The sequence below is a fragment of the Streptomyces sp. NPDC048643 genome, assembly GCF_040650615.1.
Lineage (GTDB): Bacteria > Actinomycetota > Actinomycetes > Streptomycetales > Streptomycetaceae > Streptomyces.
This window is the reverse complement of the sequence record NZ_JBEZHO010000012.1, coordinates 1-22230: the sequence shown is the minus strand read 5'-3', so window position 1 is coordinate 22230 and position 22230 is coordinate 1. Positions and strand designations below refer to the sequence as shown.

General features: G+C 71.3%; 19 protein-coding genes. 6 read left to right on the top strand and 13 right to left on the bottom strand.

Annotated elements, in window-relative coordinates; genetic code table 11:
* Nucleotides 1-102 precede the first annotated feature (102 nt).
* The 8 genes from AB0C62_RS14530 to AB0C62_RS14495 form a co-directional block, all read right to left on the bottom strand.
* Nucleotides 103-1821, bottom strand: coding sequence for a histidinol-phosphate transaminase (locus AB0C62_RS14530; protein WP_362972944.1), 1719 nt, complete (start codon nt 1819-1821; stop codon nt 103-105).
* A gap of 161 nt (nt 1822-1982) precedes the next feature.
* Entirely contained in the window at nt 1983-3131 is a 1149-nt protein-coding gene (locus AB0C62_RS14525) for an aldose epimerase family protein (RefSeq protein WP_362972942.1), read from the bottom strand.
* A 54-nt stretch (nt 3132-3185) separates the two neighbouring features.
* On the bottom strand, nt 3186-4430 hold the full coding sequence (mmsB, locus tag AB0C62_RS14520) for a multiple monosaccharide ABC transporter permease (RefSeq protein WP_362972940.1): 1245 nt from the start codon (nt 4428-4430) through the stop codon (nt 3186-3188).
* The gene (gene mmsA / locus AB0C62_RS14515) at nt 4427-5977 is read right to left on the bottom strand and encodes a multiple monosaccharide ABC transporter ATP-binding protein (RefSeq protein ID WP_362972938.1); all 1551 of its coding nucleotides are present in this window, start codon (nt 5975-5977) and stop codon (nt 4427-4429) included. Before mmsA ends, mmsB begins: the two co-directional genes overlap by 4 nt.
* A 32-nt stretch (nt 5978-6009) precedes the next feature.
* Entirely contained in the window at nt 6010-7122 is a 1113-nt protein-coding gene (chvE, locus tag AB0C62_RS14510) for a multiple monosaccharide ABC transporter substrate-binding protein (protein WP_362972936.1), read from the bottom strand.
* A 57-nt stretch (nt 7123-7179) separates the two neighbouring features.
* Complete coding sequence (locus AB0C62_RS14505) at nt 7180-8160, bottom strand: hypothetical protein (RefSeq protein ID WP_362972934.1); 981 nt, start codon at nt 8158-8160, stop codon at nt 7180-7182.
* Between the two features lie 120 nt (nt 8161-8280).
* Nucleotides 8281-9285, bottom strand: coding sequence for an alcohol dehydrogenase catalytic domain-containing protein (locus AB0C62_RS14500; protein ID WP_362972932.1), 1005 nt, complete (start codon nt 9283-9285; stop codon nt 8281-8283).
* A complete protein-coding gene (locus AB0C62_RS14495) occupies nt 9282-10439 on the bottom strand; it encodes a mandelate racemase/muconate lactonizing enzyme family protein (protein ID WP_362972930.1) in 1158 nt (385 codons plus the stop codon). The genes AB0C62_RS14500 and AB0C62_RS14495 overlap by 4 nt, the downstream gene beginning before the upstream one ends.
* 321 nt (nt 10440-10760) lie before the next feature.
* On the opposite strand from AB0C62_RS14495, the gene AB0C62_RS14490 reads away from it, so the two are divergent.
* Nucleotides 10761-11579 carry a hypothetical protein gene (locus AB0C62_RS14490; RefSeq protein WP_362972928.1) on the top strand — a complete coding sequence of 273 codons (819 nt, stop codon included), beginning with the start codon at nt 10761-10763 and terminating at the stop codon, nt 11577-11579.
* A 73-nt stretch (nt 11580-11652) separates the two neighbouring features.
* On the opposite strand, the gene AB0C62_RS14485 is transcribed toward AB0C62_RS14490, so the two are convergent.
* Nucleotides 11653-12105 (bottom strand): MarR family transcriptional regulator, encoded by a 453-nt coding sequence (locus tag AB0C62_RS14485; protein ID WP_362972926.1) that lies wholly within the window; start codon nt 12103-12105, stop codon nt 11653-11655.
* Between the two features lie 142 nt (nt 12106-12247).
* On the opposite strand from AB0C62_RS14485, the gene AB0C62_RS14480 reads away from it, so the two are divergent.
* The 3 genes from AB0C62_RS14480 to AB0C62_RS14470 all read left to right on the top strand — a co-directional run bounded on the left by AB0C62_RS14480 (nt 12248) and on the right by AB0C62_RS14470 (nt 14821).
* Entirely contained in the window at nt 12248-13270 is a 1023-nt protein-coding gene (locus tag AB0C62_RS14480) for an NADP-dependent oxidoreductase (protein ID WP_362972924.1), read from the top strand.
* A gap of 159 nt (nt 13271-13429) precedes the next feature.
* On the top strand, nt 13430-13849 hold the full coding sequence (locus tag AB0C62_RS14475; protein ID WP_362972922.1) for an organic hydroperoxide resistance protein: 420 nt from the start codon (nt 13430-13432) through the stop codon (nt 13847-13849).
* 150 nt (nt 13850-13999) lie between these two features.
* Nucleotides 14000-14821: an EI24 domain-containing protein gene (locus AB0C62_RS14470; protein ID WP_362972920.1), complete on the top strand. Its 822-nt coding sequence runs from the start codon at nt 14000-14002 to the stop codon at nt 14819-14821.
* Nucleotides 14822-14852: 31 nt separating this feature from the next.
* Here the strand turns inward: AB0C62_RS14470 and AB0C62_RS14465 are convergent, their stop codons facing one another.
* Nucleotides 14853-16148 carry a pyroglutamyl peptidase gene (locus AB0C62_RS14465; RefSeq protein ID WP_362972918.1) on the bottom strand — a complete coding sequence of 432 codons (1296 nt, stop codon included), beginning with the start codon at nt 16146-16148 and terminating at the stop codon, nt 14853-14855.
* Nucleotides 16149-16282: 134 nt separating this feature from the next.
* Nucleotides 16283-16861: a TetR/AcrR family transcriptional regulator gene (locus AB0C62_RS14460; protein WP_362972916.1), complete on the bottom strand. Its 579-nt coding sequence runs from the start codon at nt 16859-16861 to the stop codon at nt 16283-16285.
* Nucleotides 16862-16963: 102 nt separating this feature from the next.
* Here AB0C62_RS14460 and AB0C62_RS14455 point away from each other — a divergent pair, with 102 nt between their 5' ends.
* Nucleotides 16964-19420: a glycoside hydrolase family 3 C-terminal domain-containing protein gene (locus AB0C62_RS14455; protein ID WP_362972914.1), complete on the top strand. Its 2457-nt coding sequence runs from the start codon at nt 16964-16966 to the stop codon at nt 19418-19420.
* A gap of 74 nt (nt 19421-19494) precedes the next feature.
* Here the strand turns inward: AB0C62_RS14455 and AB0C62_RS14450 are convergent, their stop codons facing one another.
* A complete protein-coding gene (locus AB0C62_RS14450) occupies nt 19495-20469 on the bottom strand; it encodes an aldose epimerase family protein (protein ID WP_362972912.1) in 975 nt (324 codons plus the stop codon).
* Between the two features lie 10 nt (nt 20470-20479).
* The gene (locus AB0C62_RS14445) at nt 20480-21376 is read right to left on the bottom strand and encodes an SGNH/GDSL hydrolase family protein (RefSeq protein WP_362972910.1); all 897 of its coding nucleotides are present in this window, start codon (nt 21374-21376) and stop codon (nt 20480-20482) included.
* Nucleotides 21377-21679: 303 nt separating this feature from the next.
* Here AB0C62_RS14445 and AB0C62_RS14440 point away from each other — a divergent pair, with 303 nt between their 5' ends.
* On the top strand, nt 21680-22174 hold the full coding sequence (locus AB0C62_RS14440) for a DUF3145 domain-containing protein (RefSeq protein ID WP_362972908.1): 495 nt from the start codon (nt 21680-21682) through the stop codon (nt 22172-22174).
* The last annotated feature ends 56 nt before the right edge of the window (nt 22175-22230 follow it).

Below are 22230 nucleotides of genomic sequence, written 5' to 3'. Positions count from 1 at the left end.
CGGGGCGGGAAGGTGTCGGCGGACCCTGGCCGCGATCCGGGCACGGGAGCCCGGACCGTGGTCCTGAGCGGGTGGCCGAAGGGCCTGCCGCGGGTGGCCTGTTCAGCCTGCCTGGTTGTAGAGCATCGCGCCGACGGCTCCCCAGCCGCCGGTCGACGGGGGAGGAGGAGGGGGTTCGGGCTGGGTCCTGCCGCGGACCTGGGCGGCCGTCAGGCCGCCCTGCGCGCCGAGCGACGCGGCGTTCGCCATGCCGGGCATGCCCGTCTGTGCGGCGGCCGGCTGGAGTCCGGCCGGCTGGGCCGGGGCGGGCATGGCGGCCGGTGGCATCTGCGCGGGCATCGCGCCCGGTCCCTGGGCCGCCGCGGGCCAGGTGCCGGGCTGCGGCACGCCGGGGGGCGCGGCCTGCGGTGCGGCGTAGGCGGCGGCCGCGAACGGCTGCGGGGCGGGGCGGGGCGGAGCCGCCATGGGCTGCTGGTCGGGGAAGATCACGGCGGCGGCGGGCCGTACGGGCGGAGCGGGCGGCAGCACGGGCGCCGGAGCGGCGGCCGGGGCGGGCCGGACCTGGGGGGCGGTCCCGGGCCAGGCACCCGCCTGGGCGGCCAGACCCTGCATCCCGGCACCGTTGGTGGCGCCGACCAGACGGTCGACGGCCGCCGTACCCGAGCTGTAGCCGGTCCCTGTGCTCAGCTCCGGTACGGCGGCTCCCCTCCTGGACCCGTAGAGCACCTGCTCCAGACCGGACACCAGGCGACGCACGTCGGCCTGGGGGCGCACCACGAGTCTCAGGAAGCGGCTGGACGAACCGATCTTGTTGCCGCACTCGCGGACCAGGATGCGGTGCTCGGTGAGCATGCGGTCCCGGACCACGGTCCCCTCGGCGCCCACGGGAAGGCGTACGAAGAGGAAGTTGCCCTGCGAGGGATAGACCGTCAGACCGGGCAGCGCGGCCAGTTCACGGGCCATGTCGAGCCGGTCGCGGCGGACCATGTGGAGGCTCTCCATGTACTCGGCGCCGTGCTCCTTCAGCATGAACACCACGCTCTCCGCGAAGGAGTTGAGGTTCCACTTGGGGAGCATCGAGCGGACCTTGCCGGCCAGTGCGGGGTTCGCGACGAGGTACCCGAAGCGGATGCCGTGCAGCCCGAAGTTCTTGCCGAGGCTGCGCAGCACGATGACGTTGGGCCGCATCACCGCGTCCTCGACGACGCTCGGCTCGGACTCGGCGTCGGCGAACTCCAGGAACGACTCGTCGATGACGATCAGGTCCAGGTCGGCCATCGCGTCCATGAACTGGATGACGGACTGGCGGGGCAGGAAGCCGCCGTCGGGGTTGTTCGGGTTGCACAGGACGGCGACCCGGGTTCCGCGGGCGCGGATGAACTTCGCGTACGCGGCGAGGTCCAGGGCGAAGCCGGTGGACTCCTGGAGCGGGAACATGTCGACCCGCTTGCCGGTCTCCATGGGCTGATCGGTCCAGCGGCCGAACGTGGGGACGGGGATGGCGAGGGACTCACGGACCAGCAGGTGGTCGATCCAGGTGATCAGCTCCGTGGAGCCGTTGCCCATCGCGACGCACTGCGGCGGGAGCTGGAGCAGCGAGCACAGCTCGGCGGTGATGGTGTCGGCGCTGCTCGGGTAGTAGGTGATGATCTCCCGCAGCCTGCCCGCGAGTTCGTCGAACATCGCGGGGGTCGGGAAGTACGGGTTGCACGGAATGCAGAAGTCCACAGGTCCGGCTCCGTCACCCTCCCGCGTCAGTGCGGCCATCGACGGGCTGTGCGCCGCGGTGCCGCGAAAGAGCGAGGTGACATTGCCTGCCATGGAACCTCCGTAGGGGGCGGGCCCGCTGGGGAGGACGGGCCCTCGGACGTGGGGTGGCCCGTGCGGGGGAGCACGGGCCGCCCTTCCATACGGATGCGGATGTGGCGCTGTTCAATCGCCGGGAAATCGTGTGGACCCGGTGAACCAGTGGTGAAGGTCGGTCACGGACCGAAGCTGTGCACGGTGCTCGTCCGGTACGTCCGCCCCGGTCGCAGCACCGTCGAGGGGAACGACGGATGGTTCGGGGAGTCCGGGAAGTGCTGCGTCTCCAGGCACAGCGCGTCCCCCTGACGGTAGATGTGACCGCCGGTGCCGAGCAGGGTGCCGTCCAGGAAGTTGCCGGAGTAGAACTGCAGCCCCGGCTCGGTCGTGGAGATCCTCAGCGTGCGCCCCGAGGACGGGTCGCGCAGCGTCGCGATGTGCTCGGGCCGGGCGGAGATCCCCTTGTCGAGGACCCAGTTGTGGTCGATGCCCTGGCCGTAGAGCAGTTGCTGGTGGCCCACCCGGATGTCCTCGCCGACCGTCTTCGTGCGGCGGAAGTCGAACGGCGTGCCGGTGACTCGGGCCAGCTCGCCGGTCGGGATGAGGCCGGTGTCGACCGGGGTGTAGCGGGCTGCGGCGATCTCCAGCTCGTGGTCGTAGATCGAGCCGCTGCCCTCACCGGCGAGGTTCCAGTACACGTGACTGGTGAGGTTGACGACGGTGGCCCGGTCGGTGGTCGCCTCGTAGTCGATGCGCCAGTCGCCGTGCCGGTTCAGGGTGTAGGTGACCTTGGCGCGGAGCGTGCCGGGGTAGCCCATCTCGCCGTCGGCGCTGGTGTAGCGCAGGACGAGCCCGACGTCGGTGCCGGAGGTGAAGCCCGCCACGTCCCAGACCCGCTTGTCGAAGCCCTGGGCGCCGCCGTGCAGGCTGTTGACGCCGTCGTTGACGGAGAGCTGGTGGGTGGTGCCGTCGAGAGTGAACCGCCCCTTGGCGATCCGGTTGCCGTACCGGCCGATCAGCGCCCCGAAGTAGGGGCTCTTCGCGACGTAGTCGTCGAGACCGGCGAAGCCGAGGACGACGTTGCGGTACCGGCCGTGCCGGTCGGGGATCTCCAGGGACTGGACGACCCCGCCGTACGACAGGACCTTGAGGCGGGTTCCGCCGTTCTCCAGCGACCACCGGTGGACCTTCGTCCCGTCGGCGAGTCTGCCGAAGAGCTCCTTGGCGGGCCTGCCGCCCGGGGAGGCGTGCGCCGTTCCGACACCGGCGGCGGCCGTGAGCCCCGCCGCCGTTGCCGCTGCGATGACCGTACGTCTGCTCATGTCCATGTGCGGCTCCTGCACTGGAAGGGGCCCCGCCCGGCCGGGCGGGGCCCGGCCGACTTACGAACCGACCTTGCGCTTGTTCCACACGTCGAAGCCGACCGCCGCGAGCAGCACCAGGCCCTTGATGACCTGCTGCCAGTCGCTGCCGACGCCGACGAGGTTCATGCCGTTGTTCAGCACGCCCAGGACGAGACCGCCGATGATCGCGCCGAGGACCGTGCCCACGCCGCCGCTCATCGACGCGCCGCCGATGAACGAGGCCGCGATCGCTTCGAGTTCGAAGTTCAGACCGGCCTTGGGCGAGGCCGCGTTGAAGCGGGCGGCGAAGACCAGACCCGCCAGGGCCGCGAGCATGCCCATGTTCAGGAAGACCAGGAAGGTGACCTTCTTGTCCTTCACGCCCGACAGCTTCGCCGCCGGGAGGTTGCCGCCGATCGCGTAGATGTGCCGGCCGATGACCGCGTTGCGCATCAGGTAGCCGAAGCCGGCGACCAGGACACCGAGGATCAGCAGGACCACCGGGGCGCCCTTGTAGCTGGCGAGCAGCAGGGTGACGGTGAACACCGCGGCGATCAGCGCGACGAGCTTGAGCAGGAAGAGGTTCCGGGGCAGGACGTCGAGGGAGAACTCCTGCTGCCGCTTGCGGTCACGGACCTCCTGGAACACCACGAAGGCGATCAGGGCGATGCCCAGCAGCAGCGTGAGGTTGTGGTAGTTCGTGTCGGGTCCGACCTCGGGCAGGAAGCTGTTGGCGACCTTCTGCAGACCCTCGGGGAACGGGCCGATCGTCTGGCCCTTGAGGAAGATCTCGGTCAGTCCGCGGAAGGTCAGCATGCCCGCGAGGGTCACGATGAACGACGGTATGCCGAGGTACGCGATGAGGAAGCCCTGCGCCGCGCCCGCGGCGGCGCCGATGGCCAGGCACAGCACCAGGGCCAGCGGCCAGGAGAGGTCGTGGTTGACCATCAGTACGGCGCCGATCGCGCCCACGAACGCCGTCAGCGAGCCGACCGACAGGTCGATGTGGCCCGCGATGATGACGAGCATCATGCCGATCGCGAGGATCAGGATGTAGCTGTTCTGCAGCACCAGGTTGGAGACGTTGCGGGGCAGCAGCAGGTCGCCGTCGGTCCACACGGCGAACAGCACCACGATCAGACCGAGGGCGAACAGCATGCCGTACTGCCGCATGTTGCGGCGCATGCCGTCCAGCATCAGCTGGAGCAGGCTCCCTCCCGTGTCCGATCCGCTCTTGCCGGCCGGCGCGGGGGCCGGCGTCTTGGCGGTCACATCCGTGCTCATCGGCTTCCCTCTTTGTCCTTTGTCATCTGACGCATCAGCGATTCCTGCGAGGCTTCCGCCCGCGAGAACTCACCCGTCAGCCGTCCCGCTGCCATCGTGTAGATGCGGTCGCACATGCCGAGCAGCTCCGGCAGCTCGGAGGAGATGAAGACGACCGCCTTGCCCTCGGCCGCCAGCCGGTCGATGACCGTGTAGATCTCGAACTTGGCGCCCACGTCGATCCCGCGGGTCGGCTCGTCCAGGATCAGCACCTCGGGCCCCGCGAAGATCCACTTGCTGAGGACGACCTTCTGCTGGTTGCCGCCCGACAGCTTGCCCACCGGCTCGAAGACGGTCGGCGCCTTGATGTTCATGGAGGTGCGGAAGCCCTCGGAGACCTGCCGCTCCTCGTGCTCGTCGACGATCCCGCGCCGGGCGACCTTGCCCAGCGCGCTGAGCGTGATGTTGCGGTTGATCGTGTCGATGAGGTTGAGGCCGTAGTGCTTGCGGTCCTCGGTGACGTACGCGATCCCGTGCCCGACCGCCTGGGACACGGTCCTCGTCCGGATCTCCTTGCCGTCCCGGAGCACCGTGCCGCCCGCGTAGCGGCCGTAGGCCCGCCCGAAGACGTTCATCGCCAGCTCGGTGCGGCCGGCGCCCATGAGTCCGGCGATGCCGACGATCTCCCCGCGCCGTACGGAGATCGACACGTCGTCGACCACCTTGCGCTGCTGGTCGATCGGGTGGAACACGGTCCAGTCGCGGATCTCCAGGGCGGGCGCGGCGCCCGCCTCGGGGTGGTGCGGGGTCCGCTCCGGGAAGCGGTGTTCCAGGTCGCGGCCGACCATGCCGCTGATGATCCGGTCCTCGGTGGTCTCCGCGGCCTTCACGTCGAGCGTCTCGATGGTCCGCCCGTCGCGCAGGATGGTCACCGAGTCCGCGACCCGCTCGATCTCGTTCAGCTTGTGCGAGATGATGATCGAGGTCATGCCCTGGTTCTTCAACTCCAGGATGAGGTCCAGGAGTTTGCCGCTGTCCTCGTCGTTCAGGGCGGCGGTCGGCTCGTCCAGGATGAGCAGCTTCACCTTCTTCGACAGCGCCTTCGCGATCTCGACGAGCTGCTGCTTGCCCACGCCGATGTCCGCGACGCGGGTCTGCGGGTTCTCGTCGAGCCCGACCCGCCGCAGCAGTTCGGACGCGTGCCGCAGCGTCTCGGTCCAGCTGATGAGTCCGCGGGTGGCGTGTTCGTTGCCGAGGAAGATGTTCTCCGCGATGGAGAGGTACGGCACCAGGGCCAGTTCCTGGTGGATGATCACGATGCCGTGCTGCTCACTGGCCCTGATGTCCTTGAACGTGCAGACCTCCGACTCGAAGAGGACGTCCCCCTCGTAACTCCCGTGCGGGTGAACGCCGGAGAGGACCTTCATCAAGGTCGACTTGCCGGCGCCGTTCTCCCCGCAGATGGCATGGACCTCGCCCTGCTGGACGGTCAGAGTGACGTCCGACAGCGCCTTGACGCCGGGAAAGGTCTTGACGATCGAGCGCATTTCCAGGACGGGTCCCGCCATGGTCGTGCCTTCCAATCAGTAGGGGGCGGCGGTTACTTGAGGTCGGTGGCCTTGTAGTAGCCCGTGGTGACGAGCTCCTTCTCGTAGTTGGACTTGTCGACGCTGACCGGCTGCAGCAGGTACGCGGGGACGACCTTGGTGCCGTTGTCGTAGGTCTTGTCGTCGTTGATCTCGGGCTTCTTGCCCTTGAGCGCCGCGTCGACCATGTTCGAGGCCACCGTCGCCAGCTTGCGGGTGTCCTTGTAGACGGTCTGCGTCTGCTCGCCCCTGATGATCGACTTCACCGACGCGAGTTCGGCGTCCTGGCCCGTGACGACCGGCAGCGGCTTGCTCTTGGAGCCGTAGTCGTCCGACTTCAGCGACGAGAGGATGCCGATCGAGATGCCGTCGTAGGGCGACAGCACGGCGTCGACGTGCTCGCTCTTGTACGCCGAGGTGAGGATGTCGTCCATCCGCTTCTGCGCCGTGCCGCCGTCCCAGCGCAGCGTGGTGACCTGGGTGAGGTTGGTCTGCCCGGACTTCACGACGAGCTGCTTCTTGTCGATGTAGGGCTGCAGGACGTTCATCGCGCCCTGGAAGAAGTACTTCGTGTTGTTGTCGTCGTTGGAGCCGGCGAACAGCTCGATGTTGAACGGCCCCTTCTTGCTGCCGTCCTTCAGACCGAGCTTGTCGACGATGTAACCGCCCTGCAGCTCACCGACCTTGGTGTTGTCGAACGACGCGTAGTAGTCGACGTTCTTGCTGCCGAGGATCAGCCGGTCGTAGGAGATCACCGGGATCTTGGCGTCGGCGGCCTGCTGGAGCACGTTGTTCATCGACTTGTTGTCGATGGCGGCGATGATCAGCGCCTTCACACCCTGCGTGATCATGTTCTCGATCTGCGAGACCTGCTGGTCCGGGTCGTCCTCCCCGTACGCCAGCTTGGTCTTGTAGCCCTTCGACTGGAGGTTCTTGACGACGTTGTTGCCGTCGGCGATCCAGCGCTCGGACGACTTGGTCGGCATCGAGATGCCGATCGTGGCGCCCTTCGTGCTGCCCCCCTTGTCGTCACTGCCGCCGTCGCTGTCCTGCCCGCAGGCGGACAGGGTGAGGGCGAGGGAGGCGGCACCGGCGATGGCGGCGATTGCGGCTCTGCGGTTGCGCATGATGATCAGTCCTTGTTCTTCTCGTCGTTGAGAGAGGGCAGCGGGTGGTGCGGCGGGTCAGAGCGGGGTGACATCGGTGGGAAAGCGGTGGAGCGGCCCGGGCATGCGGGAACCGAGCGGCGCCATGTCGCCGTCCGCGCCGTGCCGGGCGAGCAGGTCGAGCGCGAGCCGGCCGCGCCGTACGCGCTCCCGGGCGGTGGCCAGGGTCAGGTCCCGCAGATGGGTGCCGTACGGGTAGATCCCGGGGGCCTTGGACAGCCCGAACTTCAGATAGAGCGGTGCGCCGCGCCGGATCAGCTCGGCGACCTCGTACATCCGCACGTACCCGCCGAGGTCGTCGGGGGCCTCGATGTACAGGTCCATGGGGGCGGCGGAGATCCGCCGGATCTCGGTGAGATGACCGAGCGTCAGGTCGCTCGGCACGTTGACCGAGTCGGCGCCGAGGTGCTCGTACACCGCGTACGCGGCCGGGTTGACCGGGCCGATCAGCGCCGAGACCTTGAGGGTGGTGTCCGCCGGGATGATCCCCGCGGTGCGCGCCCTGTGCAGCGTCCACAGCACCCCCTCGTCCGCGACGAGCAGGCACTTCACCCCCAGCTCGGTGGCGCGGACGGCGTCCTCGACGCAGCCGGCGACGGCGTCGTGGCCACGGGCGCGCAGCCCGCCGCCGCGCGAGTCGGTGCGGACCGAGGCGCCGATGTCCCAGGTGCCGCGCGGCCCGGTGAACAGGCAGAGCTCGATGTCGCGTTCACCGGTGGCCTCGACCATCTCGGTGATCTCGGCGTCGGTGAGCATCCAGACACCGCTGCCCTGGCTGATCCGGTGGATGGGCACGTCGAGTCGCGAGGACTCCTTGAGGACCGCGGCCAGCGCCTCGGGGCCCTCGACGGAGGGCACCTCGGTGCGCCAGCGGCCGCCTCCCGGGAAGGTGTGCGGCGAGGTGTCGGCGGGGGAGAGGGCGGGCGCGCCCAGGCCGAGCGCGGCGAGCGCCCGCTCGCCGGGTCGCCGGGCTGCCGTGGGAGAGGCATCGGTCGTCACAAGCCGTCCTTCATGTTCGATATTTCGGACAAGGTTCGCGTCTTTGGGTGTGCGGAGGCCCGGGGAGTACGCCGGCACGGGGCTGTCAGGAGGCCCCGCGCCGGCGTACGGCTCGGGCGGTCACGGTTTCAGCAGGACCTTGCCGACCTCGGGGTCACCGGACCCCACCAGCTCGATCGCCTCCGCGAACGCGGCGAGCGGCAGCTCGTGCGTCACCAGGGGCGTCGGGTTCAGCAGTCCGGCGCCGAACACCCGGACCGTGTGCGCCCAGGCGTCCGGCGGTGCCCCGAACACGGTGTGCACCTCCAGCTGCCGTACGACCAGGTCGGTCGGGTCGAGCCCCTCCGCGCCGGGCGCCGGGATCCCCGTGAGGACCAGGCGTCCGCCGCGCCGCAGCAGGGAGGCGGCGGTGCGCGCGGCGGACGCGGACCCGGCGGTCTCCACGACGACGTCGAAGCCGCCGGGGAGCTCCTCGTCGCGGGTACGGAAACCGGTGGCGCCGAACTCCTTCGCCAGCGCGGCCCGGTCGGGGCGGGTGCCCACCACGAGCAGCTCGGCCGGGGAGCCCGCCCGGAGGAACTGCACCGCGAACATCCCGAGCGTTCCGGTGCCCACCACGGCGACCCGCTCACCGGGCAGCGCGTTCGCCTTCAGCGCGGCGGCCGCGATGCAGGCGGCCGGCTCCAGCAGGGCGGCGGCGGTCAGGTCGGCGGTGTCGGGCAGTACATGGAGCAGCCGTGCCGGGAGCGTCAGCGTGGCCGCCATCGCGCCGGGAACGGTGAAGCCGGTCTCCTCGTACCCCGCGGTGCACAGGGTCGTCTCGCCCGCGTGGCAGCGGTCGCAGACCTGGCAGTTGCGGAAGCCCTCGCCGACGACCTTGCGGCCGGTGAGCGCCGCGGGGACGCCGGCACCGACCTCCTCGACGGTGCCGGACCACTCGTGGCCCGGGGTGAGGGGGTACCGCACGTACCCGTCGGGCCGGTTGCCCTGGTAGACCTCGCGGTCGCTGCCGCAGATGCCGACCGCGTGCACCCGCACGAGCGCCTCGCCCGCCGCGGGCCGCACCGGCTCGTGCGGGACCAGCCGGTGCTCGCCCGGCCCGTCGACGACGACCGCGGTACTCACGCGTTCCCCTTCGGCCTGCGCTGCTCCCAGCCGTCCGCCCAGAGGTCGAACCTGGCCTGCTGCTGCGGGAACTCGGCCGCCGCGTCGACGTCCAGCTCGACGCCGAGACCGGGCTCGTGGGACAGCTCGAAGTAGCCGTCCACGACCTGCGGGGCGCCCTTCACGACCTTCTTGATCTCCGCGTCCGCGAAGTCGTTGAAGTGCTCCAGGATCTTGAAGTTCGGTGTGCTGAAGCCGACTTGGAGGGAGGCCGCGGTCAGGACCGGGCCGCCGACGTTGTGCGGCGCGACCAGGACGTAGTGGGCCTCGGCGGTGGCGGCGAGCTTGCGGGTCTCCCAGATGCCGCCGATGTGGCCGACGTCGGGCTGGATGATGTCGACGGCCTGGCTCTCGAAGAGTTCGCGGAACTCGACGCGGTCGTGGATCCGTTCGCCGGTGGCGACCGGGATGTCGACCTTGGCGGCCACCTTCTCCAGTGCCTTGAGGTTCTCCGGCGGCACCGGCTCCTCCAGCCACGCGGGCTGGAACGGCGCGAGCTCGCGGGCCAGCCGGACCGCGGTCGACGGCGAGAACCGGCCGTGCATCTCCAGCATCAGCTCGGTCTCCGGGCCGATCGCGTCGCGCACCGCCTCGATGAGCGACACCGAGTAGAGCGTGGCCTCGTGGTCCAGCTCGAAGTGGCCGGTGCCGAACGGGTCGATCTTCAGGGCCCGGTAACCGCGCGCGACGACCTCCTGGGCGGCCTTGTGATAGGCCTCCGGGGTCCGTTCGGTGGTGTACCAGCCGTTCGCGTACGCCTTGACCCGGTCGGTCACCTTGCCGCCGAGGAGCTGCCAGACCGGCACCCCGAGCGCCTTGCCCTTGATGTCCCAGCAGGCCATCTCGATGACGGCGATACCGGACATCACGATCTCGCCGGCGCGGCCGTAGTCGCCGTACTTCATCCGGCGGACCAGGTCCTCGACAGCGAAGGGGTCCGAGCCGAGAATGTGGTTGGTCCGGGCCTCGTGCAGATAGCCGATCAGCGCGTCGGTGTGGCCCAGCATCCGGGTCTCGCCGACCCCGGTGATGCCCTCGTCGGTGTGCACCTGGACGTAGGTCAGGTTCCGCCAGGGTGTCCCGACCACATGTGTGGTGATTCCCGTGATGCGCACGGCAGTTGCCCCCTGTGCTTCTCTGTTCGAAATTTCGTCACACGTTCGAAATGCTGGCGTGACAGTAGAGACGCGGCCCGGGGGGTGTCAATGGTTCGCGCGGAGAACGGTTTCGGCGGGCCTCGCGCGGGACAGTGTGGTGCGGCGGGCGGACGCGTGGGGGGCGGGTCGCGTCGGCGGCCCGGACGTCGTGGATGGCGCGGATGGCAGGAAATCGCCGGGGGTGTCGTGTACCGCCATGCCGGAACTCCGGGTTCCGCACAGAACTTTCACAGGCGCCCCTAGGAACGTTACCGAGGGTGAACTTAGTCTTCCCGCGTCATGGACTACTGCCACGCGTGCCGACGGCACCTCAACGGCGCCCTTGCCTGCCCCGGGTGCGGCACCCCGGTCGAGGGCCTGCGCGCCGCAGAACCCCGGGTCCCCACCGAACGGCCCGGCGCGCGGGAACGGGACGCCGACCCGGTCTACGGTGCCGCGTACGACGGAGGGGCCGCGTACGGCCAGGGACCCGTGTACGACGACGGCACCTCGTACGACGACGGCGCCGACTCCGGCCCCGGCGGCGGGACTTCGAGTGAGCCGGGTGATCCGGACGACTTGGACGATCCGGAGGCGCCGGACGCGGAGGCCGGTACCAGCCGACGTGACCGCAAGGCCGCCGCGCACCGCAGGCGCCGCCGTCGCACTCTGTTCGTCGTGGCCGGCTTCGTCCTCGCGGCGGGCGGCCTGAGTCTCGCCGAACTCGGCGTCGACGCACCCGGGTTGGGTCCCGGCCCGGCGGCGGCCGGCGGGGAGTCGCCCGACGGTTCGGCGGCGCGGGCGAAGGACGCCGCACGCCCGAAGGAGGGCACGCCGGCCCCCGGTGACGCCTCGGCCGGCCGGACACCCGACGCCTCGATCTCGCCCTCGGCCTCCGATTCCCCCTCGGCGTCCGCGTCCGCGACGAGCGCGAAGGACGCCAAGCACGCGCAGACGGCGACCGCGGGCACGCTCCCGAACCGGCCCTCGACAGCCGCGCCGGCCCCCTCGGCCTCCCGGACCTCGACCCCCGCCACGACGGCCCCGACGACCTCGGCCCCGCCGCCGAAACCCACCCCTTCGGAGACGTGCAGCCGTTTCCTGTGGTGGTGCGCCTAGGATCCGCCGTCCGGATCGTGCCGGACCACAGGGGGCGGCCTCCCGGGACTCCCGCGCCCTGCGTGCGAGAGGGTCAGCCCGCGGTGCCGTCCGGCTCCAGCAGCATCCTGGACAGCAGGTCCCGCAGGGTCAGCCGCTCCTGCTCCGACAGACCGGCGAGGGGTTCGCGCGCGAACTTCAAGGAGTCGCGCAGGCCCCCGGCCACCGTGCGCCCCTCGGCCGTGGCGGCGGCCAGTTTCACCCGGCGGTCCGCCGGATCGGGGCGCCGCTCCACCAGGCCCCGCGCCTCCAGCCGGTCCACGATCCCCGTGACGTTCGACGGTTCGCACCGCAGCTTCTGCGCCAGGCGGCGCATGGGCAGCGGCTCCAGCGAGAGCAGGCTCAGCAGCCGTGCCTGCGCGCCGGTCAGGGCGTGCTCGGCCGCGGCGTCCTCGTACTCGTCGTGGTAGCGGGCCACGACCGTGCCGATCAGCTCGACGACCTCCATGGTCAAGGGGTCGATCCGGGGTCTCTTCTGGGTGGCCATGTCTCCGAGCGTACCCCGTTACTTGACATCATGAAATATTCAGGCGCATGGTTGTTTCAGGTAATGAAGTACTTGTTGCCGTGGACGAACCACCGCTGAACCGCCAGAGCCGCTCGCCCGTCACTGTGAAAGGCGCACCCTCATGTCCGAGACCCCCCAGCTCCCCGCCGTCAACCGTGAATGGCAGCTGGTCAGCCGTCCGGTCGGCTGGCCGAAGCCCGAGGACTTCGCCCTGGTCGAGGCCGAGGTGCGGCAGCCGGGACCGGGCCAGGTCCTGGTGCGCAACGCCTACGTGTCCGTCGACCCGTACATGCGCGGCCGGATGAGCTCGGCCAAGTCCTATGTCGCGCCCTTCGAGCTGGGGAAGACCATGCAGGGCGGCGCGGTCGGCGAGGTCGTCGCCTCGAACGCCGAGGGCATCGCCGTCGGCGACCACGTCCTGCACTTCCTCGGCTGGCGCGAGTACGCCGTCGTGGACGCCAAGCAGGCCGTCAAGGTCGACCCCGAGGCGGCGCCGCTCTCCACGTACCTCGGCGTTCTGGGCATGACCGGCCTCACCGCCTACGCGGGGCTGCTGCGCGTCGCGTCCTTCAAGGAGGGCGACTCGGTCTTCGTCTCCGGCGCGGCCGGCGCGGTCGGCAGCCAGGTCGGCCAGATCGCCAGGCTGAAGGGCGCCTCGCGCGTCATCGGCTCCGCCGGCTCGGACGAGAAGGTCAAGCTCCTCGTCGAGGAGTACGGCTTCGACGCGGCCTTCAACTACAAGAACGGCCCGGTCTCCCAGCAGCTCCGCGAGGCCGCTCCCGACGGTGTCGACGTCTACTTCGACAACGTGGGCGGCGACCACCTGGAAGCGGCGATCGGCGCCCTCAACCGGGACGGCCGCATCGCGATCTGCGGCATGATCTCCGTCTACAACAGCACCGAGGCCGTCCCCGGCCCGAAGAACCTGGCCCGCCTGATCCAGACCCGCGGCCGCATCCAGGGCTTCCTCGTCGGCGACCACTACGACCTCCAGCAGGAGTTCGTCCAGGAGGTCGGCGGCTGGGTCCGCTCCGGCGAGCTGAAGTACAACGAGACGGTCGCCGAGGGCATCGAGAACAACCTGGAGGCCTTCTTCGGCGTCCTGCGCGGCGACAACACCGGAAAGATGATCGTCAAGCTCTGACCTGCCCCGACCTGCTCGGACGCGATGCACGTCCCGCCCCCGGCCGCCACGGCGACCGGGGGCGGGCCTGTCGCAGGACTTCCGACATGCGATAACTTCTTTCCGAAGTCGTCGCGATCGTGGGCGCGAGTCGCGACCGGCCAAGGAGGAGCGCACCGTATGTCCATCCAGCAGTCCGAGGTCCTGTACACCGCAGTCGCCACCGCCGAGAACGGCCGGGACGGCCGCGTCGCCACCGACGACGGCAAGCTCGACGTCGTCGTCAACCCGCCGAAGGAGATGGGCGGCAGCGGCGCCGGAACCAACCCGGAGCAGCTCTTCGCCGCCGGGTACAGCGCCTGCTTCCAGGGCGCCCTCGGCGTCGTGGCCCGGCAGGAGAACGCCGACATCTCCGGCTCGACCGTCACCGCGAAGGTCGGCATCGGCAAGAACCACGACGGCTTCGGGATCATCGTGGAGATCTCCGCCGCGATCCCGAACGTCGACGCCGGCACCGCCCGCGCGCTCCTGGAGAAGGCTCACCAGGTCTGCCCGTACTCGAAGGCGACGCGCGGCAACATCACCGTGACGCTCGTCTGACGGCGCCCGTCGCACGCCACGGAGGCCGCACCCCGGGACGCGGGGTGCGGCTTTCGCCGTACATGACGACGGGCCCTGCGCCGCGCCTGGCGGAAACCGGTCGCCACCGCCCCGTGATGTCCCGCGCGGCACCCCGATATGGTTCCCCCCATGCGCGATCTCGGGGTGGGCTTCGGTCATCTGTTGCGGGGCCAGCGGTGGGTGGTCCGGCACGGCAAGCAGTACGGGTTCGGCCTGCTGCCCGGGCTCATCACGCTCGTGCTGTACGCCGCGGCGCTGGTCTCTCTCGGTATGTACGGCGAGGACCTCGTCACCTGGTCCACCCCGTTCGCCGACCACTGGACCAGCCCCTGGTCCGGCCTCTTCCGCGGCTTCCTCACCGCCGTCCTGTTCGCCCTCGCGCTGCTGCTGGCCGTCGTCACCTTCACCGCCGTCACCCTGCTGATAGGCCAGCCCTTCTACGAGAACCTCTCGGAGAAGGTCGACCGTGACGTCTCCCCGGACGGCACCGCCCCCGAGTCGGGGCTGCCGCTCTGGCGGGAACTGTGGATCTCCGGGCGCGACAGCCTCCGGATCGTGGTGCGGGCCGCCGTCTGGGGCGTGCTCCTCTTCGCGCTCGGCTTCGTGCCGTTCGTCGGCCAGACCGCCGTCCCGGTGCTCGGCTTCTTCGTCACCGGCTTCTTCCTCACCGAGGAACTCGTCGCCGTCGCCCTGCAGCGCCGCCGGGTCGACCTGAAGGCCCGCCTCACCCTGCTCCGCTCCCGCAAGACGCTGGTCTGGGGCTTCGGCACACCGCTGGCCCTGGCGTTCGTCGTGCCGTTCGTCGCGGTCTTCCTGATGCCGGGCGCCGTCGCGGGCGCCACCCTGATGGCCCGGGACCTGCTCGGCGAGGAGACCGGCGAGGGCGCGAGCGACGCCGAGGTCTCCGCGGCGGCCGCGGTGGCCTCGGCGGAGGAGACCGCCGCCCCGTGACCGGGCGGCGTCCGGCCCCCGCACCTCCGGTTCAGCCGCGCGACCGCCGCGCCGCGCCGACGGCGGGTGCCCCGGCATCGGCGGCCACCGTCAGGATCGCGCGCACCTGGGCGACGATGTCGAGGCGGTTGCGCACGAACGCGGGGTCCGTCACCGTCCCGGTCGCCGGGTCCGTGTTGCCGGCCCCGAACTCCAGCACGGGCGTGTGGACATGGCCGCCCGGCAGGCTCGCGCCCAGGCCGAGACGGTCACGCAGCAGAGTCGCCCGGTAGGCGATCTCGTTCGACAGGTAGTCCCCGCCGCCGCCCGCGCGGGCCTGTGAGCCCGGGGTCGGTCCGTCGGCGCGGACGACGGGATCGGTGCCCCCGGCCGGGATCTCGGTCACCGCGGTGTGGTCGTAGACCGGGAAGCGCCCCGTCGGCGCGGCGACGATCCGCGCGTACGGGAGGGTCGTCGACGTCCACTGGGGCTGCGCGGCCGGGTCGGTCACCGGCACGGTCCCGGTGCTGGAGACGTTCTCGTTGTCCGGGAAGCCGCCCCGCCAGGCCCCGTTGGTGCGCTCCACGTCGAACCGGCCGACGCGGCCCTGGCTCACGGTCGTGAACAGGTCCACGTGCGGGAGGTACGGGCGCAGGGCGCGCTCCACCGCGCCCTCGGCGAAGTCCCGCCAGCGGACGGGGAAGACGACGGCCTCCACCCGCGCGGGACCGTCCGCCGTCCTGATCGTCGTGCCGTCGAGGGCGAGCGCGGTCGCCCCGGAGGGGTTGGAGATACGGACGTCCCGGTCCAGGGTGAACGGGTCGAACCCGGTGACGAGGATCCGCTTCAGCTTCTCGCGCGGCGGATAGCGGACGGCGTCCTGGCCGCGTGAACTCCGCTCCAGGCCGTCCAGCAACCGGGTCCGCCGGCCGTCGGTCATCCCGAACGCGGGCTGCCACTGCCGGACTTCGCGGGTCATGCCGAGCCGGGCCCAGTACAGCGGCCGGTCGTCGTCCCGGCTCAGGTCCCCGCCCGCGGGTCCCCGGCCCTGGACCCGGTCGACCGCCCGCTGCCACAGGCGCGCACCCTGCCGCCGGACGATCCGCTCGGCCTGCGCGTACGACCCGGCCCGCTCCAGCGCCCGCGCGAACTCCGGTGCCACCGTGTCGAATCCGGAGCGCCGCAGGATCTCCTGCGGCGCCGCCCGGTCGAGCCGTTGCTCCTCGGCCGTGGGAACCCCGGCCACCGGGGCGGACACGGCCGGCAGGGCCGAGGCGGCGGGCGGCGCGGCGAACCCCGCCAGCAGCGCGAGCCCGAGGACGCCGATCCGAACGCGGAGACGATTCAAGGGAGTTCGGGCCTTCCGTCGCGTGGGGGTGCAACCGGACGGCGCCGAGTATCCCGTGACGCGGGGGACGTACGCCATGGTGCGGGGCCCACGTGGCCGAAGCGCGCCGGTCCTCGCAGGGGGTGCGAGAGGGGTCAGTTCTCGCCCAGCAGCGTGAGGAAGTCACGGAACGCGGCCGGCATGTCCACCGACTCCGGGTCCAGCAGCCACTGGTACTGGAGGCCGTCCATCACGGCCACGAGCAGCGGAGCGGCGCGCTCCGGCGTGAGGCCGCTCGGCAGCCGCTCCCCGTACTCGGCGCGCAGCACCGAGGCCATGTTCGCGCGGACGGCGGTGTAGCGGCGGGTGAAGAACTCACGCGCCGGGTGCCCCTCCGTGACGCTCTCGCCGAGCAGCGCGGAGAAGGTCTGGATGATGCCGGGCCGCATCGCGTTGTACTCGACCAGCGAGACGAGCAGATCGGTCCGCCACGCGCTGTCCGGCACCGCGTCCCACTGGTCGCGCTCCTTGAGCACGGCGACGAGCAGCGCCTCCTTCGTCGGGAAGTGGTGCAGCAGGCCCTGCTGGGTGAGTCCCACGCGCTCGGCGACCGCGGCGAGGCTCGCGCCCCGGTAGCCGCGCTCGGCGATCACCTCCAGCGCCGCGCGCACGATCTCCGCGCGCCGCTCCTCACTCCGGGTGGTCCTGGTCGCCATGGCGTCACCGTACGGCATCCGATCACCCTCACCATAACGGGCACGTAACGAAACCTACCGCTCTACAGGTAGTCGATGCAGGATGGAGCCACAGACGGCTTTCAACGAGGAGGTGCCGCCATGGCGGAGACAGCGGTGGACACGGCGAAGGGCCCGCAAGGGGCGGACGCGGCCCGCGAGGCCGTCGTCGAGGCGGCTCTCGCCCGCCTCGACCTGGACGCGAAGGCCCGGCTGCTGTCCGGCCAGAACATGTGGACGCTCCCCGCGCTCCCGGAGATCGGCCTGCGGTCCCTCGTGATGTCGGACGGCCCGATCGGCGTCCGAGGCGTCCACTGGACAGCCGACGACCCCTCCGTCGCCCTGCCCTCGCCCACCGCGCTCGCCGCCACCTGGGACCCGGAGCTGGCCCGCCGTGCCGGCACGCTCCTCGCCCAGGAGGCCCGTCGCAAGGGCGTCCACGTCCTGCTCGCCCCCACCGTGAACCTGCACCGCTCCCCGCTCGGCGGGCGTCACTTCGAGGCCTACAGCGAGGACCCCCTGCTGACCGGCGCGATCGGCAGCGGCTACGTCCGGGGCGTGCAGGCCGGCGGAGTCGGCACCACCGTCAAGCACTTCGTCGCCAACGACGCCGAGACCGACCGCTTCACCGTCGACAACCTCGTCTCCGAACGCGCCCTGCGCGAGCTCTATCTGGCCCCCTTCGAGACCATCGTCGAGAACGCTCATCCCTGGGGCATCATGACCGCCTACAACCAGGTCAACGGCACCACGATGACCGAGCACCGCTACCTCGTGAACGAGGTCCTGCGCGGCGAGTGGGGCTTCGACGGCTTCAACGTCTCCGACTGGATGGCCGGCCGCGCCACCAAGGCCGCCATCGAGGGCGGCCTCGACGTCGCCATGCCCGGCCCGCGCACCGTCTACGGCGCACCGCTCGCCGCCGCCGTCCGGGCCGGCGAGGTCGACGAGGCCACGGTCGACACGGCCGTCCGCAACGTGCTGCGCCTCGCCGCCCGCGTCGGCATCCTCCAGGGCGCCGAGCCCGTCGTCACCGAGCCGCCCGCGACCGTCGACGGAGAGGCGCTGGCCCGCGAGATCGCCCGCCGGGCCTTCGTCCTCGTCCGCAACGAAGGGGCCCTGCCGCTCACGGAGGGCCGGCGCGTCGCCCTCATCGGCGCCGCCGCCCGCGACGCCCGCGTCCTCGGCGGCGGCTCCGCCACGGTCTTCCCCGCCCGGGTGGTCTCTCCCCTGGACGGCCTCACCGCGGCCCTCCCCGAGGGCACCCTCAGCTACGCCGTCGGAGCCGACCCGACCGTCGAACTCCCCGTCGCCGACAAGGGGTTCGAGCTCCGCGCGGTCTGCCGCGACGCAGCGGGGGAGGTCATCGGCAGCGGCTCGGCCCCGAACGGCCAGATCCAGTGGATGGGTGACGACCTGCCCGAGGGCGTCACCCACGACACCCTGCACACTGTCGAGCTGACCGGCACGTTCACCCCGCGCGACACCGGCCTGCACACCTTTGGCGTGAAGGGCCTCGGCGCGTTCGCCCTCACCGTCGACGGCACGACCTACTTCGACGACGTCCAGGGCACCGACAAGGACGACCCCTTCATCACGTTCTTCGGCGCTCCGGTCCCGCGCGGCCAGGTCGAACTCACCGCCGGACAGCCCGTCGAGGTGTCCCTCACGTACGTCGTGGCGCTCCCCGAGGACATCCCGATGAAGGTCGTCGGCTTCTCGCTCGCCCACCAGGAGCCGGTGCGCGACGCCGACGAACTGATCGCCGAGGCCGTCGAGGCGGCCCGCGCCGCCGACACCGCCGTCGTCGTGGTCGCCACCACCGACCGCGTCGAGTCCGAGGGCTTCGACCGGGCGGACCTCAGGCTCCCCGGCCGCCAGGACGAACTGGTGCACGCCGTCGCCGCCGCCAACCCGAACACCGTCGTGATCGTCAACTCCGGCTCCCCGGTGGAGCTTCCGTGGCGCGACGAGGTCGCCGCGGTGCTCCTGAGCTGGTTCCCCGGCCAGGAGGGCGGCGCCGCCCTCGCCGACGTCCTCACCGGCGCCCACGAGCCCGGCGGCCGGCTCCCCACCACCTGGGGATCCCTCGCCGACGCCCCGGTCACCCGGGTCGCCCCCGCCGACGGCGAACTCCCGTACACGGAGGACGTGTTCATCGGCTACCGCGCCTGGGAGAAGGAAGGACGGACCCCGTCGTACGCCTTCGGTCACGGCCTCGGCTACACCGACTGGACGTACGAGGCGATCGAGGTCGAGGGCAGCACCGTCACCGTCCGTGTCCGCAACTCCGGTGAGCGCGCCGGACGCGAGGTCGTCCAGGTCTACCTCGCCCCGGCGGAGCCGGACGCCGAGCGGCCCGCTCGGGCGCTCGCCGGATTCGCCGCCGTCGAGGCCGGCCCCGGCGAGAGCGTCGAGGCCGTCGTGGAGCTGCCGCGCCGCGCCTTCGAGATCTGGGACACCGCCGCCGGCGGCTGGGCGTTTGTGAAGGGTTCGTACGAGGTTCAGGCAGGGCGTTCCCTCACGGACCCCCGGCTGCGCACGATCATCGAGGCGTAACCGGCGCACGTCCCCCTGAACAGCCCCGGTCCGGAACCTGACCTCCGGACCGGGGCTCGCCGTTTCCCGGGTCGCTAGGCGCGCGCGGAGAACGCGTACACCGTCTCCGACCGGTAGACGGCGCCCGGCCGCAGCTCGGTGGTCGGGAACTCCGGCCGGTTCGGCGAGTCGGGGAAGTGCTGGGTCTCCAGCGCGATCCCGTCGTTGGGGGCGAACGGGGCGTCCAGGTGGTCGGCGGTGTAGAACTGCAGGCCGGGTTCGGTGGTCGCCACGGTCAGCACCCGCCCGGACGCCGGATCGTGCAGCTCGGCCACCTCGACCGGAGTGTCCGTGATCCCCTTGTCGAGCACGAAGTTGTGGTCGTACCCCGCCCCCGTCTTGCGCGCGGTACGGAAGTCGAAGCGGGTGCCCTCGACGGGCTCCAGCTCCCCGGTCGGGATGAGGTCGGCGTCCACCGGCGTCAACCGCGAGGCGTCGAGCCGCAGTTCGTGCCCGATCGCGCTGCCGGACCCGCTCAGGTTCCAGTACGTGTGGTTCGTCAGGTTCAGCACCGTCGGTGCTGAGGTGACCGCCTCGTAGACGATCCGCAGCGCGCCCCGCTCGTCGAGCGTGTACGTCGCGGAGACCTCCACGCGGCCCGGGAAGCCCTCCTCGCCGTGCGGGCTGACCCGGGAGAGCCGCACCCCGTGTTCGAGCGGCTCCGCGTCCCACACCCGCTTGTCGAAGCCCCCGTCGCCGCCGTGCAGCGAGTTGGGCCCGTTGTTCGGCGCCAGGTGGTAGGTCGCCCCGTCGAGCGGGAAGCGCGCGCCGCCGATCCGGTTCGCGTACCGCCCCACCAGGGCCCCGAGATACGGCTCCGGGTGCTCCACGTACCCCGCCAGGTCGGGGAACCCCAGGGTGATGTCGAGGGCCCGCCCGTCCCGGTCCGGCACCTCGGCCGACTGCACGATGCCGCCGTACGTGAGCACACGCACCCGGACCCCGGCCCGCTCCAGCGTGAAGCGGTGGACGGGAGTGCCGTCGGAAAGTGTGCCGAAAAGTTCGCTCATGGGAGAAACCCTAGGTGACAGGTCTCCGCGCGGTAACGGTCCGGTAGGCGATCTCCGCGAGTCGTGCCTGACCGTCCGTGCTCGGGTGGAACCAGTCCCAGTGGCTCAACTGGTCCGTGCCGAAGCGGTAGTCGAACACCGCGTTCCCGTCGAAGCGGCAGTACCGGTCCTTGGCGCACACCTCGCGCAGCACCTGGTTGTAGGCCTCCACCCGGTCCTGCACCCGGTCCCGGCGCAGCGTGGCCGCCGACGTCAGCGAGTCCGCGTCGCCGAGCATCGAGGGGCAGATGCCCAGCTTCCAGATCTGCTTGCCGAGCGCGTTGCCCCGCCCCTGCGACCACAGCCGCTTCAGGTCCGGCACGCTCGACACGTACACCTGGGTCTTGGGCAGCGTCCCGCGCAGGGTGTCCATCGCGTCCCGGAACGAGCGGCGGAAGGCGGTCACCGACGTCATCGCCGAGGTGGAGGCGCGGCAGGCGTCGTTGGCGCCCGCCATCACCGTGACCAGCTCCGGCCTGCGGGTCGCCGCCTGCGCCATCTGGCCGGGCAGGTCGTCCATCCGCGCGCCGGTCACCGCGTAGTTCCAGCTCCGCTCGGCCGCCCCGGTCCTGCCGAGCAGTCGGACCGCGAGGCTCCTGACCCGTGGGTCGCTGCCGGTCGCCCAGGACACCTCGGGGCAGTCGGACAGCACACTGCACGCGTCGAACCCGCGGGTGATGGAGTCGCCGACCGCGGCCATCGACGTCGGACTGCGGTCCCACGCCGGCGTGGGCCGCGGGGACGCGTGGCCCCCCGTACCGCTGGGCGCGGAGGAGTTGCCGCCGGAGGCGTCGCACCCGGCGACGCCGAGGAGGGCCGCCACCGCGACGGCGAGGACGGCCCGTGAACGGTGGCCGCGATTGCGCATCCCCTGGTCTCCTCGTTCGTTGTACAGGGTTGGTCGGCACCCGCTCCGTGCGGTCGGTCGCACCACGTCGTACAGGGCCGGCCGCCCGCGCTCCACGGGGCGGCCGGACCGGCCCGGAGACCGCTCCGGACCCCCGCAGGAGGTCCGGACGCGTCCCGCCGGGTGAAACCTCGGAGTTCACGGCGCCTGGACCGACGGTACGTCACACTCCTCGCGTCACCGCACGGTAGCCTCGCCCCGTGGCCGCCCTGCCACTGCCGTTCCGCTAAGTTACAAGATGTCTCGCTCTGTCCGGAGGCCCCAGTGACGACACGTGGAGTTCTCTACGTGCACTCCGCGCCCCGCGCGTTGTGCCCGCATGTCGAGTGGGCGGTCGCGGGGGTGCTCGGCACGCGCGTCAACCTCGACTGGATCCGGCAGCCCGCCGCGCCCGGCACCTGGAGATCCGAGTTCTCCTGGAAGGGCGAGGTCGGCACCGCCTCCAAACTCGCCTCCGCACTGCGCGGCTGGCACCTGCTGCGCTTCGAGGTCACCGCCGAACCGTGCCCCACCGCCGAGGGTGAGCGCTACAGCTGCACCCCCGAACTCGGCATCTACCACGCCGTCACCGGCATCCACGGCGACATCCTCATCCCCGAGGACCGGCTGCGCGCCGCGCTGCTGCGCTCCCAGCGCGGTGAGACCGACCTGGAGGCCGACCTCGCCAAGCTCCTCGGCAAGCCCTGGGACGACGAACTGGAACCCTTCCGCTACGCGGGCGAGGGCGCCCCGGTCCGCTGGCTGCACCAGGTGGTCTGACCCCGGAGAACGCGCGACGGCGTGTGGCCCGTACCCCTGGATCCAGGGGTACGGGC